The following is a 16,266-nucleotide window of genomic DNA, read 5'->3' on the forward strand; positions in this document are numbered from 1 at the left end:
GCGCTGCATCGAGGCGACCCACCGTCGTCGGCGCAGAGTCGCGTCAAGGGTACGGTTGCCCGGTCAGTACTTTGATGCTGAAACCGGGTTGAACTACAACTATCAGCGTGATTATGAGTCCGCCACCGGCCGCTACATCGAGAGCGATCCGATTGGTTTAGGTGACGGGCCTTCGACGTACTCTTACGTGAAGTCACGCCCGTTATACACTTACGATAGATTTGGATTGGCAGAATTCAACGATTTTGCGCCAGATCAGAAGAAGAAAATGGAGGATGCAATAAATACGGCAATTGAGGTTATGAAGAAATGCTCGAGTTGTTATTGCTATCCGGGAAACGAGAGGTATTGTCTTACCGAGGATGATCGCTCAGAGATTCAGAGGAACTTGAGTAGTGCCACCTATGACTTGGTGGTGGCCGTCGGGATGTACGGCCCCGATCTCTGCGGTCAAGCTCCACCCGACAAGCCGAATCACATCTCAATAACTTCGGGAGGTCTTGCGGGAAACTGCTGCAATTTACCAGCTCTTCTGGCTCATGAAGCCAATCATATGAACCGGACCGGAGCTGGCACGTACAATAGGGGCAGCGAAGATCGAAGTTTGTATATTGAGCAACAGTGCTTCAATTGCAAAATAAGATGGGGTAGACCGCATGGATAAGCAGCGAATGGTGCTCTTAACAATTTGCCTTTCCGCGCAGTCCGCATTGGCGAACGATGGCGATTGCAAACCTCATGCTTGGGATACTCGATTCTCTCCCATGCAGGAGAGAAATATCGTTGACGATTTGTCATCGTTGAGAACGGAAGGAATGCTCGGGATCGACAAGGCAGTCAGGTATCTCGGGCGGCCTGACAGGGTTGAAAAATCCGATGATTTGCGTATCGCGTCGTGGGTTTACGGCCAACGCCGACTCCACGATTTCGACGATTGTCATGGCACTGCGCGCGTCGAATACACGGTGGCCTATGCGATATTGATTCTAAAGCAACCGCGTGGCTCTAACGTTGTGTGCGACGTAAAGGAAGTGACTTTCATGTCGGAGAAGATGCGGCCCGATCCGTACGAAGAGCGAACTGACGTTGTTCCGCAATCGCTTTCCGTCAGCAGTTGCGAAGAGTTTCTTGCGAATCAGAGTCGGCGGGAATAGCTACGCCCCTTCCGCCGCAATGGCTCGATGAGGTAGCGCGGTAGGTTGGGGTGAGCCAGCGAACCCCAACGCACGTTCGATCGATCCAGCAGCAAAGCCTTCCGAGCCCCGCTTCGGCGGGGCTCTTTTGTTGACGCGTTGTCGCCGGTCAGTCTGCTGCCTTAGCTGCCGCCGCTCTCGTTAACCTCGCGCAGCACCGGCTGTCGGCCACCGCAGTCGCGAGCAAGCGACGCTTCCTGCAGGCCGCGCAGGTAGCGGCGATAGTCCTGGTCCGCGAGGAAGCAGGGCTGGCGATCATTGCCACGCTGGATGACGTACTGGGGATGCCTGCGAAGTCGAAACGGGGTAGAGGGCGCATCTGATCGCAGCGGTCTGCCGATTCGAGTCGGCGTCGCACGGCCGAAGAACCTGTCGCGCAGCGTATGCTCCGGCTGTCGAGTTTGCAGGTCGCTACAGATCGACGCCGCCAAAGGCGTGCCAGACGCCGTCCTTGAAGAAGTAGGAGTCCACGAAGCGGGATTCGGAGGGCTCGCCGTTCTTGTCATGCGTCTTCATGGACGAGTACGCGGTCGCGAAGTCGCCGTTGATGACGACCGTCGTTTGCAGCGGCGGGATCTGCGGGTCCTTGCCTTTATTTTGCGCGACATGGGCCAACAACTCGCTCTTTGCGCGGATCGCGTTGCTCTTCGACACGATCACCGCGTAACCCTGTGCCAGCAGGCAGTCGAGAAACTCCGCATTGCCGTGATATTCGGCCGCGAGCCAATCGTGCTCGATGCGCCGGATCGTGTCGTCGTCCTTCTTCTGGTTCGGCGTATGCTGCGTTTTGCAATCCAGCCCTGCCGCACAGATAGGCAAGCTCGCCATGAACAGGCTGGCGGCGATGATCAGGTATTGCGGAGCCATGATGTCGTCCTCGGTTCAGATGGATGGTTCGGAGTAGAAGGTCAGCGCATGACGATCAGCAGCGCCGTGGATGCGATCACGACGCCGGATGCGCGACGGATGCGCCACGCCTGTCGTGGAGAGTGGAGCCGCGAGCGCGCGGCCGTGGCCGCCAGCGCATACGCCATCAACACGCTGCCGTAGACGATCGTTATCGTGAGTGCGGGCAACGCGAATTCGAGCGGCGTTGCGTCGCCGCCGTCGATGATCGTCGGCAGCAGCGCGAGATAGAACAGCATGGTTTTCGGATTGGTCAGCGCGATCGCCAGTCCACCCAGCATCGCGCGCGCGGCACCCGAGTCGCCGGTTTCGGTCGCTGTCGCCGCCGGCAGCGTGTTCCATAGTTTCCATGCGAGCCACGCCAGGTACGCCGCACCTGCGTAGCGCAACATGAGCGCCAGCGGCTGGGTCTGCGCCAAGCGCGCGCCGGCGCCGAACATCGAAGCCCCGCACCAGAGCAGGTCGCCCAACAGCAGGCCGGCGCAGAGTGGCCATGCACCGGACAACCCCTGCGACAAGACGCGTGCGACGACGGCCGTCGTCGCCGGTCCGGGGATCGCGCATGCGGCGGCGAGGGCGGCTGCAAACAGGGCCAGGCTAGAGAGATTCATCGCTGTTCGGCTCGGTGGCTGCCAGGGCACGCACGGCGGTGCGGAGCAAAAGGCTCATGACATGAGTTACATTCATCTATGGCTCGTGAGTAGATGCGCGGAATGTGCGAAAAACTAGGCATATCCGCGTACATGTGCAAGCGATGATTGCTATCAAGTATTTTTAATGAGATTCACAATAATGGGCGCAGGACTTCCGCCGCTGACGACCCTCCGCGCGTTCGAAGCCGCCGCGCGGCTCAACAGTTTTTCGCGCGCGGCCGAAGACATTCATCTGACGCCGAGTGCGATCAGCCACCAGATCAAGGCTCTCGAGGAATATCTCGGCGTTCGCCTTTTCGTGCGCAACGGCAAGCGTCAAGTGACGCTGACTCGCGAGGGCGCGTTTCTTTCCCAGCATGTCTCGGCCGCGCTGACTTCGATGGGCGAAGCCGCCGATGCCCTGCGTCGCGGACAGCGGAATCGGCTGACCGTCAGCGTGCTGCCCTCGTTCGCTGCGCGCTGGCTGATGCCGCGCATAGGCCTCTTCGTCGATCGGCATCCGGGTCTGGATCTGACGATCCGCTCGACGACTGCGCATGCGGATTTCCTGCGCGATGAGGTCGACTTGGCCATCCGGTTCGGTACGGGCCAGTGGCCGAACCTGCAGGCGGAGTTGTTCATGCACGACGCACTGTTTCCGGTATGCAGCCCGCGCCTGCTGCGCGGAAAGAAGGCGCGGCAGATCAGCGACCTCAAGGATTGGGCGTGGCTGGAGAGCGATCCGGAAGGCTGGGAGCGCTGGTTTGCTGCAGCGGATGCCGCGCTTCCACGCGGCAAACGCCGACTCGATTTCGGTGATGCGAGCCTCGCCCTGCAGGCGGCGATCGATGGCAGCGGGATCGCGCTGACCAGGCAAAGCATTGCCGAGCGTGAACTGGCCAGCGGTGCCGTCGTGCGCTTGTTTCCCGCAATCGCAGCCGCCTCGCAGTATTCGTACTACTTCGTGTGGCCGGCGAAGGCCACGCTCACGCAGAACGGCGTGGCGTTTCGCGATTGGCTGTTGGCGCAGATCGGCCCAACGGACAGGGGCGGTTAGTCCATGCCCAACGAATCGTTCCACAGTGGCCCGGCGGAGACGGCAGCTCCATCACCGCGATAAAACAGGGTCAGAGTCGACTTTCCCTGAAACTGCACTCTGACCCGCGTTTCTGCAGTCATGGCCAGGCAGCCGTCTTGATCTCGCCCGTGTTCCTCTACACATCGGGCCCGGCGAAGATCGGCAGGCCATGAAAGGCAGGCGGCACTGGAGAAGTGCACTCTGCCTCCGGATTTCGCTAACCCGGTTTCGGACCCCGTTTTCGACCATTCGCATCGGCAGGGACGTTTCGACGGAAAGCGCGGTACACGCGCGTTTGATGCTCATAAGCGCGATCTTGTGCGCGTTTATGCGCGATCCGCTCGAGGATCGCATCAGCAATCATGAGTTCGTCGAAAACCCATCTGGCCACTGCGCTGGGTGTTGCCGCGAGGGTGCGCGGCGTATCAGTCCTTTGTGTGAAATCCGCTATAGCTCAGATCGAATTTGAGATCGCAGGAAAGATCATCGGGCTTGCTGGCTTTGAGCGTGAAGCTGCCCGCAATACCTTTGGCGTCGCTGCGCGCGAGTTTCAACTCGCCGATTCTCTTGTCGGGGTACATCAAGGCGTTGTCCTGCACGCTATGGGCGTCCGGAAAGTAGCCTCTGATGTCGTCAACACCTCTGTCTGACAAGCTGAGTTGCACAAGACCGTCTTGCAGGTTGGACACCTGCTCGCGTAGCGCTTTGTCGCTATCGCCCGATGCAGCGATTTTAGCGGTATCGAGTTTGACCGACGCGAGCGCAATGGCGGGCTGCAGCTTGTCGAATACGGGTTTGTGATAGGCGATGCCATCGATGACCGCGATTTTCGTACCGTGGTAATTGCAACTGCCGCTGCTGGCGGCGATGGCAGTCAGCGGCGATAGCGAGCAAATCAGCGCGATGCTACGTGCGAACTTTGATATGGACATGAGACATCTTCCTGCGTGGGCAAGGTTGCCTATCTGCGTGTTGTCATCGTGTCTCCGGCCTATGCGGCAGCTTCCTGCCAGGGCCCGTTTACGCAGAATCTAGGACACGCCCGGCTCTGTCGTCCAGCAAATTCAGTGCCATAGATCGCTGCTTCCCGAGGAAGGAATAGGGATCAGCCCCTATTTCCCTTTCTTTTCCCCGTTCTGACTCGGCGTTCTGCGCAGGATTTCACGCTCCAGCCACTGGTGTTCCGGCGAGCCGTAGCCACAGGACATGACGGCTTCCCACTGACGTATGCCGAGTTCGTGGTCGGACAAGCGTTCGACTGGCATCTCGATGACGCGGACCATGGCTGCGCCCTTGTGCCTGGAGGGTACGCAGGGCTTGCAGGATATGTGCCAGAACTGCCCAGCGCCTGCATTCCCTCGGCGATCGTGTCCAAGGTACCCAAACACCGAATGGTTACGTACGAAGCGATTCGCACGTTAGTGTATTTTTTGAAGAATTTCCATCTGCTGTCGCAAAAAGGGCGGGCAGTTGGTGTTGCTTAAATTGCGTGTAGGCATCGATTTCGCGCTTGAACGTCACCAACGTCAGCGCGATTTGCCGGATTCGACGCTCGGGTTTCATGGTCGACCGACGGCCGGCCATGAAGCGTGCAGGTTCTGGCGACCCCGGCCCGATTCGAACGGGCGACCTCGCCCTTAGGAGGGGCGCGCTCTATCCAGCTGAGCTACGGGGCCGATTGAAAAGTCTCGCGCAGATCCATCCATGGTGCGGCATCCGATCGGCATTCCTGCCTCACCGGCTCGCTTCTCGCGCAATGCCAGGACATCGCGCAAGCGCTCAGTTCGCCACTCGCTGAGCTATGCGGCCGTTGCCTTGCACCGGCGGGCAAGAATTATCGCAGGAAAGTATCGCTGGAGTCGCTGCCGGCATTGGCCCTATGCTCTCGCGGGGCTGCTGCCGAGGTGGGAAATCCGATGGCTTCTTCGCGAAAAAACGCTTCCAGGCGCGCATCCAAGGCCTCGACGCAACCTCCGCTCAATCTGCGCGAGCAGGGCCGCGCCTTGCGCCAGCACGCTCCGCGCAAGGCGCACGCCGACTGGAAGGTCGCGACGCGCGGACGCGACGTGCTGGGCATCCTGCGCGAATCGGAACGCGGTCGCGTCGCCGAACTGCTGCCGATCCGCCACGCGCGCATGCTGCAGTCGCCGTTCGCGTTCTACCGCGGCGGTGCCGCGATCATGGGGGCGGACTTGGCGCGCACGCCGGTCACTGGCCTGCGCGTGCAGGCCGGAGGCGACTGCCATCCGGCGAACTTCGGCGGATTCGCGACGCCGGAACGGCGCTTGCTGTTCGACGTCAACGATTTCGATGAGACCTTGCCGGCGCCGTGGGAATGGGATCTCAAGCGTCTTGCCGCGGGTTTCGTCGTGGCCTCGCGCGGCAACGGTATCGGCGAGGCGCGAAGCCGCGAGATCGTCGAGAGCGCGGTGCGTGGTTACCGCGAGCGCATGCATGCCGTGGCCGGGGAAACCGCGCTGCAGGTCTGGTATGCACGGGTCGATCTCGATGCGCTGCCCTCGATCACCGGCGACCCGACGATCTTCGAGTTCGCACGCCGCGACGTGCGCCAGGCGCTCGCCGATGCGCACGTCGAGTCACATGTGCCGGTGCGCCACGTGCGCTCCGGCAGCGGGCTTGCGCTGGTCGACCACCCGCCGCTGCTCTACCACCTCAAGGGAGCGCACGACCAGCATCTTCGGCGCCTGCTCGGTGCCGCACTCAAGCGCTACCGCGAGTCGCTGGCTGACGAGCGCCGTGTGTTGTTCGATCGCTACCGTCTCGCCGATCTGGCGATCAAGGTGGTCGGCGTCGGCAGCGTCGGCACCTTGTGCGCGGTTGCGCTGTTCGTCGCCGGCAAGGACGACACACTGCTGTTGCAGGTCAAGGAGGCGCGCCGTTCTGTCCTGGAGGCGCATGCCGGAAAGAGCCGCTATGGTGACCACGGCCAGCGTGTCGTGGTCGGGCAACGTTTGATGCAGGCGGCGAGTGACGTGTTCCTGGGCTGGTGCCCGGGTTCTGCGGAACGCCATTTCTATGTGCGCCAGCTCAACGACGCGAAACTGAAGCCGCTGATCGAGCGTTTCGACGCGCGCCAGATGGCCGAATACGCGCTGGTCTGCGGCACGGTGCTGGCCAACGCGCACGCGCGTTCGGGGCCGGCAGCGGCTATCGCCGCCTACCTCGGTCGCGGGCGGCATTTCGATGCCTGCATGGCCGACTTCGCCCATGCCTATGCGGACCAGAACGAGGCCGACTACGCGCGCTTCAAGAAGGCGGCGCTCGGTGGCGAGATCGAGGTTGCGACCGGGCCAGTCTGATGTCCGCACCGGCCGGCCATCGCGCCCGACGATGCTAGAATTCGCGGTCGCCCGTGCCGGGCGCTGACGTGCCCGCATAGGCACGTCAGCCTGTGCAAACCTTTGTCATCGACGCTCCCGCCGCCCATGCTCCATGGAAAGAAAATCGTCGTCGTGATGCCGGCGTATCACGCCGAAAAGACGCTGGAAGCGTGCTACGCAGCGATCCCGCACGACATCGTCGATTCCGTGTTGCTGGTCGACGACGCCAGTGACGATGCCACGGTCGCAGTCGCGCAGCGGCTCGGCATCACGACGCATCGGCACCCGGCGAACCGTGGCTATGGCGGCAACCAGAAGACCTGCTACGCACTCGCGTTGGCCGAGGGCGCCGACATCGTGGTGATGCTGCACCCGGATTACCAGTACGAGCCGCGCCTGATCACCGCGATGGCGGCGATGGTTGCGTCCGATGTCTACGACGTGGTGATCGGCTCGCGCATCCTCGGCAACACTGCGATCGCCGGCGGCATGCCGCGCTACAAGTATTTCTTCAACCGTGTGCTGACCGCGCTCGAGAACGTGCTTGCCGGTTCCAAGCTCTCCGAGTTCCACAGCGGCTATCGCGCATTCTCGCGCAGCGTGCTCGAGACCCTGCCACTCGCCGCGAATTCCGACGATTTCGTGTTCGACAACCAGATGCTGGTGCAGGCGCTCGCGTTCGATCAGCGCATTGGCGAGATCTCCTGTCCGACCAAGTATTTCGCGGATGCGAGCGAGATCAATTTCCGCCGTTCGGTCGTGTACGGTTTCGGTGTGCTGTGGACTGCGCTCGTTTATCGCCTGTGGAAGTGGAAGCTGCTGCGTTCTGAACTCTTCTCACGCGATGCGGCGTTGCGCCTGCAGCCGACTGACGCATCGACGAAGGCATCCGCGGCGTGAACAATCGGAGCGGCGGCAGCCGCGGCGCGCGTGCTTCGCGCTCGGCTGAAGCATCGCGGCTTCCGCATTTTCCGCAAGGCCGAACTCCGCGGGCGTGGGGCGATGCGTGGCCATGGCTCGCGCTGATGTTCGTGGCGATCGTCTCCGGCGCAATCCTGCGCGGGTATCAGCTGCGCGCACAGATGCTGCTCGACGATGAATGGCACTCGGTGCGCATGCTGATTCGCGTCGATGGAGATGGCATTGCGGGCCACTTCGGACTCGCCGACTACTGCATCCCGCTGACCCTGTACTACCGCTGGTTGTACGACCATGCGGCGCTCAGCGAGTGGTCGATGCATCTGCCGCTGCTGCTGGCCGGGATCGCGTTGCTGCTCGTCGCGCCGTGGCTGCTGCGCCGGGTGGTCTCGCTGCCAACGCGCGCGGTCTGGACCGGCCTGCTCGCGATCTCGCCGACGCTGATCTACTTCAGTCGTACCGCGCGACCGTACGCGCTGGTCGCGCTGCTCGGGTTCGTCGCGATCACCGCGTTCCGCAACTGGCAGGCACGGCGCGGGTACCGTCGCGCGTGGGCAGCGTTGTACGTTGCCGCGACGTTCGTGGCGGGCTGGATGCATCTGCTGTCGTTGGTGTTCACGCTGTGGCCGTTCGCGTACTACGGCATCGGCGCGTTGCGCGGCGTCCTGCGCAATTCGTCACGAGCAACCGCGTGGCGCTCGTTGCTCGCGATGGTCGGGCTCGGCGTCGCCACCGTGGTTCCGCTCGCGATCGTGCTGGCGCCGCCGCTGCTCAACGACTGGGGCGCGATGGCGGCCAAGGCCGGTGCGAACAGCGCAACGGCGCAGAGCCTGTACCGCACGCTGCTGATGCAGTTCGGCATCGCGGATGCGTGGCTGTGCATGCTGCTGTTCGCGTTGCTCGCGTTCGGTGTCTGGCGGATGTGGCAACGCGATCGGGATCTCGTCGCGCTGACGCTGAGCGCAACTGCCGTTGGCCTGCTCGTGATCTGCGCCGCGCGACCGGCCTGGATCCAGCACGCGCCGGTGCTGGTGCGCTACGCGGCGCCGATCCTGCCGTTCCTGCTGCTGTACGTCGCGGAGGGTTTCATCGGCGTGCTGGAACGCGTACGTCCGCAGGTCGCCGGGACTGCGCTTGCGTCGCTCGGCATCGGCGCGTTGTTCATGGCGGGGCCGCTGCCGGGCTGGTACTACACACCGAACCAGTTCATGGATCACGAGATCTTCCAGTTCGACTACGACGTGCGCACGAACCCTTACGCGACCTTGCTGCAGCTCGGGCCGGTGTCGCCGTTCTACCTCGATCTCGCGAAGAAGCCACCAGGCAGCGTGACCGTGATCGAGACACCGGCGCGCGCGCAGTCGAACCTGGTGCCGGATCCGTGGTACCAGAAGATCCATCGCCAGAACGTCAAGTTCGCGCTCGCCTCGCCGGTCTGCGGCGTCGGCGACTGGGACGAATATCCGTACACCGCGACGGGCGCGCGCTTCCGCCGCATGGTGAAGCTCGCCGACATCCTCGACGGCGCTACCTACGGTGCCGACTACCTGGTCATGCGACAGCAGCCGTGGACGCTGCCGCCGGGCAAGGATTATCCGTTCCCGGTCGAATGGCCGGACATGGTCGCCTGCACTGCGAATGTCACCGCGAAGCTCGGCCTCCCGGTCTGGCGTGACGAGCAGATCGTCGTGTTCGCGCTACGCGCGCCAGTACGTCTCCTCCGCGAGTGAGCGTGCGTTGCCTGCAACGGTGACCGCTCCCAGCGCAGCGAAGACCGTCATCACGGTCGGGGCATCGGAGAACATTCGCCCCCTCGCAGTCGCCGCGATGTCAGTCGGTACCACCGTACCGCGTTTGTAGTAATCAGCGAACCTGCTGAGTACGCCGAGCACACCCGCATCCTCATGGTGAATTGCCAGCGGTGATGAGCGCTCGACGAGAGCTTGATCGCGGATTCTCTTTAGCTCCTGTGGGAGCCGACGTATTCGACTCCGGCGGGGACGATGTATCCGGACGTGATTCGCAGAGGTGCTCAATGCTATTGCCCTGCTGGTCCCATCACACCGTCGTTCATCGGACCATCGTGCTCGTCTGCGCATGGCTGTTCGGCCTCGCGATCGCTCCGGCGTTCGCACAGAAGGTCAATGACGGCTTCGACCCGAACGCCGACAACGCGGTATGGGCACTGGCCGTGCAAGCCGACGGCAAACTCGTGGCCGCTGGTGACTTCATCAACATTGCTGGGCAGTCCCGCCCCCACCTGGCGCGTCTGTGGCCCGATGGCAGCCTGGACTTCACGCTTGCCAACCCCGTGGTCAATGGAACCGTGTACGCACTCGCGCTGCAAACCGATGGCAAGATCCTGATCGGCGGCAGCTTCACCAAAGTTGGCACTTACGCGCGCAACAACATCGCGCGACTCAATCCCGACGGCAGCGTGGATGCTGCGTTCAATCCGAATGCGAACAACGTTGTGCGCGCGCTCGCGCTGCAAACAGACGGCAAGCTGGTGCTGGGTGGTGACTTCACCTCGATCGATGGCGGTACGGGAGGAACGACCCGCAACCACGTTGCTCGGCTCAATCCCGACGGCAGCCTGGATATGACCTTCGTCGACCCGAACGCGGACAGCACCGTGCTCGCGCTGACGCTACAAGCGGATGGCAAGATCGTTGCTGGTGGCTACTTTACGTTTGTCGGGGGATTCCACCCGCGCCTCGTGCGGCTCAACGCCGACGGCAGCCCGGATAGCACGTTTGGCGCGTATGCGAACGACGTCGTGTATGCACTCGCGCAGCAAGCCGACGGCAAGCTGCTGGTCGGCGGTAAATTCACCAGTGTCCGTGGTCAGCCCCGCAATTGCGTTGCTCGGCTCAATCTCGACAGCACCGTGGACAGCACGTTCAACCCGAACGTGAGCGGCGGAAGCATGTCCGGCCCAGCCGTACACGCGCTGGCGCTGCAAGCAAACGGCCAGTTGGTGCTGGGCGGCGATTTCACCTTGATCGACGGCGGGACGGGCGGGTCGATCCGTAACAATGTCGCACGGCTGCATGCCGATGGCAGCTTGGAAACAGGATTCAACCCAAGTGCGAACTACGCCGTGATTGCGCTGGCGCAGCAAGCCGACAACAAGCTGATGCTGGGCGGTTTCTTTGATGCGATCGGTGGAACGCCGCGCAACCGTATCGCGCGGCTCAATGCCGACGGCAGCACGGAAACCGACTTCGACCCGAATGCGAACGGCAATGTGTACGCGTTGATGCAGCAAGCCGACGGCGGGTTGGTGCTGGGCGGAGACTTCACTTTGATCGACGGCGGGACAGGCGGGACGACGCGCAACTACATCGCGCGGCTCAATCCCGACGGCAGCCTGGACACCACGTTCCAGCCGCAGGTGAACGGCCACGTCGCCGCGCTCGCGCAACAAGCCGATGGCAAGATCCTGATCGGTGGTTCCTTCACTCAAGTCGGAGCGTGCGCGTGCAACCGGATTGCGCGCTTGAACACCGACGGTAGCGTTGACATCGGTTTCAACCCGGGCGCAGGCGGCGCGGACAGCGACGTGTACGCATTGGCCCTGCAACCCGACGGCAAACTGGTGCTGGGCGGCAACTTCACCACGATCGGCGGGACGCTCCGCCACCACATCGCGCGGCTCAATACCGACGGCGGCCTGGATATCGCGTTCGTCAACCCGGGCGTAGGCGGAGTCTTTGACTCCGTGCTCGCGCTGGCGCTGCAAACCGATGGCAAGATCGTGGCCGGCGGCAACTTCACCCAAGTCGGCGCGTACACGCGCAACCGTATTGCGCGGCTCAATCCCGACGGCAGCCTGGATACCGCATTCGACCCGAATGCGAACGGCCCCGTGTTCGCGCTGGCGCTGCAAGCCGACGGCAAGATGGTGTTGGGTGGAAACTTTACCTCGATCGACGGTGGGACGGGCGGGTCGACGCGCAATCGCATCGCGCGGCTCAATGCCGACGGTAATCTGGATATCGCGTTCCACCCGGACGCGGATAAAGCCGTGTACGCGCTGGCGTTGCAAGCCGACGGCAAGGTGGCGTTGGGCGGCTCCTTCGCTGTCGTGAGCGGGGCAGCTCGCAGTTCCATCGCGCGACTCAGTGCCGACGGCAACTTGGACGCCACGTTTCCCGACCTGCAAGCGAACAACAGTGTTGAGGCGCTGGCGCTTCAAGCCGATGGCAAGTTGGTCATCGGTGGCGCATTCACGAAGTTCAACGTGATCATCGTCAATGGCCATTACATCTACACAGCCCGAAACCACATTGCCCGACTCTCTCAGCGGGAGGCGGCATTGCAGTCGCTGACGCTCAGTGGCAATACGGTGACTTGGCTGCGCTCCGGCACGTCACCGGAATTGGCGCTGCCACCAGACCTGTTGTGCTCGTCGAAAAGTAGTTTCTGTGCCTGGCTGGGCACGGTGAGCCGGATCGCTGGCGGTTGGCGCTACAGCGGGCTGCTGCTTCCCGCAGTCGGCAATACGTTTTATCTGCGCGCGCAGGGGCAACTCTCGTCCGGTGATGGGAACGGCTCACAAGGCCTGATCGAAAGCACGCGTCAGGCCTACAACAGCGGCGACCTGATTTTTGCCGACGGCTTCGAGCCCTATGGAATTTAATGAATAGCGCGGCTTTTTCCTGGGGGCAGCGATCTCAGTCGGCTGCAGGCACGTCGCTGCCGAGTGGCGCATCGAGCAGCCGGTAGCCCACGCCGATTTCGGTCAGCAGCAGGCGCGGCTGCGCGGGATCGGCTTCGATCTTGCGGCGCAGAGCGCGCATGTAGATGCGCAGGTAGTGAGGCGATTCCGTGTGCGCGGCGCCCCATACCTCGCGCAGCAGTAGGCGATGCGTCAGCACCTTGCCGCGGTGCCGCGCCAGCGTCGTCAGCAACTGGTACTCGATCGGTGTCAGATGAACGTCTTCGCCGTTGCGAAGGACGCGCCGTGCGGCGAGATCGAGCACGACGTCGCCGATGCGCAGGCGCGCATCGTCGTTGCCGCTGCGTCCGGCCAGGTGCCGCTCCATCACGCGCAGCCGCGCCAGCAACTCGCCGATGCCGAACGGCTTGGTCAGGTAGTCGTCGGCGCCGAGATCGAGCGCAGCGACCTTGTCCGCCTCGCGATCGCGTGCCGACAGCACCAGCAGCGGACGCGCATACCACTCGCGCACGCGCTGGATCACGTCCAGCCCCGGCATGTCGGGCAGGCCGAGATCGACGATCAGCATGTCCGGCTGGCGCAGCGCGGCAAGTTTCAGTCCTTCCGCGCCAGTGCCGGCGATCGCGAGCGTGTAGCCGTGCGCCTCCAGCGCGGTCGTGAGGAAGCGCTGGATCTGCGGGTCGTCCTCGATCAGCAACAGGTTTGCGCGCGGCGTCGTCATGTCGGGTCGGGCCCGGTCGAATCGGGATGCAGCGGCAGCGTGAAGCGGAATTCGGCGCCGCCGCCGCGCGCGTTGATGGCGCTGATCGTGCCACCATGTGCTTCCACGATCGCCTTGCAGATCGCCAGTCCGAGTCCGAAGCCGCTCTGTGCGCCTTCCGGCCGTGCCTGATGGAATTTTTCGAACACACGTGCCTCATCGCCAGCGCTGAAGCCGGGGCCGTGGTCGCGCAGCGTGACCTCGATCGCGTCGCCGACAACGCCTGCGGACAGCTCGACTGCCGCGCCATCCGGCGTATGCCGTGCGACGTTCTCGAGCAGGTTCGACAGCACCTGCTCGATCATCACCTCGTCGCCCTGGACCAGCGGCAGGTCGTCGGCGAGATGCAACGTGACCGGATGGTGAGCCAGCAGGTCACGCAGCCGCGCCAGCACGGCGCCGATCACTTCATCGATGGCGAACCAGTCGCGGCGCAGCTCGATGCGGCCTTCGCTGAGCCGGGTCAGGTCGAGCAGATTGCCGATCAGCCGGTTCATGCGCCCGGCCTCGTGCAGCAGCGTGTCGAGCAGGGTTGCGCGCTGAGCCTCGTCGAGGCGGCCGGGCGCACTGTCGCGCAGGGTCGATGCGGAGCCGATGATGGTCGCCAGCGGCGTGCGAAAGTCGTGCGAGATCGCGCTCAGAAGTACGTTGCGCAGGCGCTCGGATTCGACCTGCACGCCAGCCTCGCGCGCGGCCTCGGCGAGTTGCACACGCTCCATCGCTACGGCGGCCTGGTTGACCAGCGCCTCGACCAGATGCATCTGCTCGGGCGTCTGCAGCTGCCGCGCATCGCGCGGACGCAAGCCGAGCACGCCGATGCAGCGCTTGAGAGCATTCAACGGCAGGTAGATCGCGCCGGCGCTGGCCAGCGTGTCGGTGGCGAGGCCGGCCTTCTGGCGATGGTCGTAAGCCCACTGTGCGATGCCCAGATCGTTGCCCGGCACCGGATAGCGCGCGAGGTTCGACTCCGCGCGTTCGACGCCGCGGTCACAAAAATGAGTCGGATCCTGGATCTTGCCGTCCGCATCCGGCAGCAGCACGGCCGCCTCGCCATCGACACTCGCGACGACGTGGCGGCAGAGGAATTTCGCCAGTTCCTCCAGTGTGCGCCGGCGCGCCAGCTCGCGGCTCAGCGCGTAGAGCTCCGCACTGCGGCGTTCGCGCTGGCGCGCGACCGAGGCCTGGCGCTTGCCGAGCGCGGCGAGATGGCTGATCAGCAGCGCGGTGGTCAACATCACCCCGAACGTGATCACGTACTGCGTGTCCGAAACGGCGAACGAATAGATCGGCGGCACGAACAGAAAATCGAACAGGCCGACGCTGAGCACCGCGGCCAGCACCGACGGCCCACGCCCGAAGCGCGCGGCGACCAGTACCGTGCCGAGCAGATACACCATGACGATGTTGGTGCGTTCGAAGAGCCCGCTCATCTGCGTGCAGATCAGGGTCGCGAGCGCCACCACGGCGATGCTCTTGAGGTAGGCCGGCCAGCGGCTGCTGCGATGAAAGGCGCGCGCCGGCGTGCGGGTATCGGTGCCTGGCTCGGCCGTGATCACATAGACATCGATCGCGCCGCTGCGGCGGATCAACTCGTCGACCAGGGAACCCTTGAGACGATCGCGCCAGCCACTGCGGACCGGCTTGCCGACGACGATCTTGCTGACGTTGCGCCGACGCGCGAAGTCGAGCACCGTCGCGGCGACGCTTTCGCCGCTCAGGTTCGCGGTCTCCGCGCCGAGCTGCTCGGCCAGTTTCAGCGTCTGCAGGATCGGATCGCGCGCGGCCTGCGGCAGACGCGCCAGCGCCGGCGTCTCCACGTAGACCGCGAGCCATTGCGCATTCAGCGCGGTGGCCATGCGCCGTGCCGAACGCACCAGCCGCGCCGACAGCGGATCGGGTCCGACGCAGACCAGCAGGCGTTCGCCGGCTGCCCATGGCTGCGTAATCGCGTGACGGTCGCGGTATTCGCGCATCGCTGCGTCGACACGCTCGGCGGTTGAACGCAGCGCGAGTTGGCGCAGCGCGATCAGGTTGCCCTTGCGGAAGAACGCCTGCGCGGCCTGGCGTGCCTTGTCCGGCACGTAGACCTTGCCCTCGGCAAGGCGTTCGAGCAGCTCATCCGGTGGCAGGTCGACGAGTTCGACCTCGTCGGCTTCGGTGAACACGCGGTCCGGCACGGTCTCGCGCACGTCGACGCCGGTGATCTGCGCAACGATGTCCTTGAGGCTCTCCAGATGCTGCACGTTCACCGTCGTGTAGACGTCGATGCCGGCGTCCAGCAGCTCCTTGATGTCCATCCAGCGCTTCGGATGACGCGCGCCGGGATGGTTGCTGTGCGCGAGTTCGTCGACCAGAAGAAGTTGTGGGTGGCGCGCGAGCGCGGCGTCGAGGTCGAATTCCGTCAGTACGAGGCCGCGATGCTCGAGGCGCATCGGCGGCAGAACCTCGAGGCCTTCGAGCAGCGCCTCGGTCTCCGGCCGGCCATGCAATTCGACATAGCCGACGACGACATCGACGCCATCCGCGCGCTGGCGACGCGCGGCCTCGAGCATCGCATAGCTCTTGCCGACGCCGGCGGTCGCGCCGAAGAAGATCTTCAGGCGGCCTTGATGCGCACGCGACTCCTCGTGCTGCACACGCGCGAGCAGTGCGTCGGGATCGGGGCGGCGTTCTGGATCGGTGGAAGGCATGGAGATGCGTTCGCTGTGGCCACCATCATGCGGCAATCGCAAGTGGCGTGGCTATCTCCGTAGG

Annotated in this window: 13 protein-coding genes and 1 tRNA gene; 7 read left to right on the forward strand and 7 right to left on the reverse strand. The window is 63.7% G+C overall.

The genetic code is table 11. The annotated features are described in order from the left end of the window. The coding region (locus ABD002_RS09740; protein WP_343790213.1) for an RHS repeat-associated core domain-containing protein at positions 1 to 664 on the forward strand (664 nt) is incomplete at its 5' end. Next, positions 657 to 1,154 (forward strand): hypothetical protein, encoded by a 498-nt coding sequence (locus ABD002_RS09745; RefSeq protein ID WP_343790216.1) that lies wholly within the window; start codon positions 657 to 659, stop codon positions 1,152 to 1,154. The genes ABD002_RS09740 and ABD002_RS09745, both read left to right, overlap by 8 nt. 450 nt (positions 1,155 to 1,604) lie before the next feature. On the opposite strand, the gene ABD002_RS09750 is transcribed toward ABD002_RS09745, so the two are convergent. Both ABD002_RS09750 and ABD002_RS09755 read right to left on the reverse strand, forming a co-directional pair. Further along, positions 1,605 to 2,060, reverse strand: coding sequence for a nuclear transport factor 2 family protein (locus ABD002_RS09750; protein WP_343790220.1), 456 nt, complete (start codon positions 2,058 to 2,060; stop codon positions 1,605 to 1,607). Between the two features lie 41 nt (positions 2,061 to 2,101). Next, positions 2,102 to 2,710: a LysE family translocator gene (locus ABD002_RS09755; protein WP_343790223.1), complete on the reverse strand. Its 609-nt coding sequence runs from the start codon at positions 2,708 to 2,710 to the stop codon at positions 2,102 to 2,104. A 181-nt stretch (positions 2,711 to 2,891) separates the two neighbouring features. Between ABD002_RS09755 and gcvA the strand changes: the two genes are divergently transcribed. Then, the gene (gene gcvA / locus ABD002_RS09760) at positions 2,892 to 3,788 is read left to right on the forward strand and encodes a transcriptional regulator GcvA (RefSeq protein ID WP_343790226.1); all 897 of its coding nucleotides are present in this window, start codon (positions 2,892 to 2,894) and stop codon (positions 3,786 to 3,788) included. Positions 3,789 to 4,234: 446 nt separating this feature from the next. Here gcvA and ABD002_RS09765 read toward each other — a convergent pair whose 3' ends face one another. The 3 genes from ABD002_RS09765 to ABD002_RS09775 form a co-directional block, all read right to left on the reverse strand. Next, positions 4,235 to 4,741 carry a hypothetical protein gene (locus ABD002_RS09765; RefSeq protein WP_343790229.1) on the reverse strand — a complete coding sequence of 169 codons (507 nt, stop codon included), beginning with the start codon at positions 4,739 to 4,741 and terminating at the stop codon, positions 4,235 to 4,237. Positions 4,742 to 4,921: 180 nt separating this feature from the next. After that, complete coding sequence (locus ABD002_RS09770) at positions 4,922 to 5,092, reverse strand: hypothetical protein (RefSeq protein WP_343790232.1); 171 nt, start codon at positions 5,090 to 5,092, stop codon at positions 4,922 to 4,924. Between the two features lie 316 nt (positions 5,093 to 5,408). Beyond that, positions 5,409 to 5,485 (reverse strand) — tRNA-Arg (locus ABD002_RS09775). Between the two features lie 240 nt (positions 5,486 to 5,725). Between ABD002_RS09775 and ABD002_RS09780 the strand changes: the two genes are divergently transcribed. The 4 genes from ABD002_RS09780 (at position 5,726) to ABD002_RS09795 (ending at position 12,713) form a co-directional block, all read left to right on the forward strand. Further along, positions 5,726 to 7,129: a DUF2252 domain-containing protein gene (locus ABD002_RS09780; RefSeq protein ID WP_343790234.1), complete on the forward strand. Its 1,404-nt coding sequence runs from the start codon at positions 5,726 to 5,728 to the stop codon at positions 7,127 to 7,129. A gap of 126 nt (positions 7,130 to 7,255) precedes the next feature. After that, complete coding sequence (locus tag ABD002_RS09785) at positions 7,256 to 8,050, forward strand: glycosyltransferase family 2 protein (RefSeq protein WP_343790237.1); 795 nt, start codon at positions 7,256 to 7,258, stop codon at positions 8,048 to 8,050. Positions 8,051 to 8,175: 125 nt separating this feature from the next. Next, positions 8,176 to 9,798 carry a hypothetical protein gene (locus ABD002_RS09790; RefSeq protein ID WP_343790239.1) on the forward strand — a complete coding sequence of 541 codons (1,623 nt, stop codon included), beginning with the start codon at positions 8,176 to 8,178 and terminating at the stop codon, positions 9,796 to 9,798. 305 nt (positions 9,799 to 10,103) lie between these two features. Next, complete coding sequence (locus tag ABD002_RS09795) at positions 10,104 to 12,713, forward strand: delta-60 repeat domain-containing protein (protein ID WP_343790242.1); 2,610 nt, start codon at positions 10,104 to 10,106, stop codon at positions 12,711 to 12,713. A gap of 34 nt (positions 12,714 to 12,747) precedes the next feature. Here ABD002_RS09795 and ABD002_RS09800 read toward each other — a convergent pair whose 3' ends face one another. Together ABD002_RS09800 and ABD002_RS09805 are read right to left on the reverse strand one after the other, a co-directional pair. Next, a complete protein-coding gene (locus tag ABD002_RS09800) occupies positions 12,748 to 13,473 on the reverse strand; it encodes a response regulator (protein ID WP_343790245.1) in 726 nt (241 codons plus the stop codon). After that, positions 13,470 to 16,202: a DUF4118 domain-containing protein gene (locus tag ABD002_RS09805; RefSeq protein ID WP_343790248.1), complete on the reverse strand. Its 2,733-nt coding sequence runs from the start codon at positions 16,200 to 16,202 to the stop codon at positions 13,470 to 13,472. The genes ABD002_RS09800 and ABD002_RS09805 overlap by 4 nt, the downstream gene beginning before the upstream one ends. Positions 16,203 to 16,266 lie beyond the last annotated feature (64 nt).

Origin of the sequence: Dokdonella soli, from assembly GCF_039523175.1 — a bacterium.
Taxonomy (GTDB): domain Bacteria; phylum Pseudomonadota; class Gammaproteobacteria; order Xanthomonadales; family Rhodanobacteraceae; genus Dokdonella_A; species Dokdonella_A soli.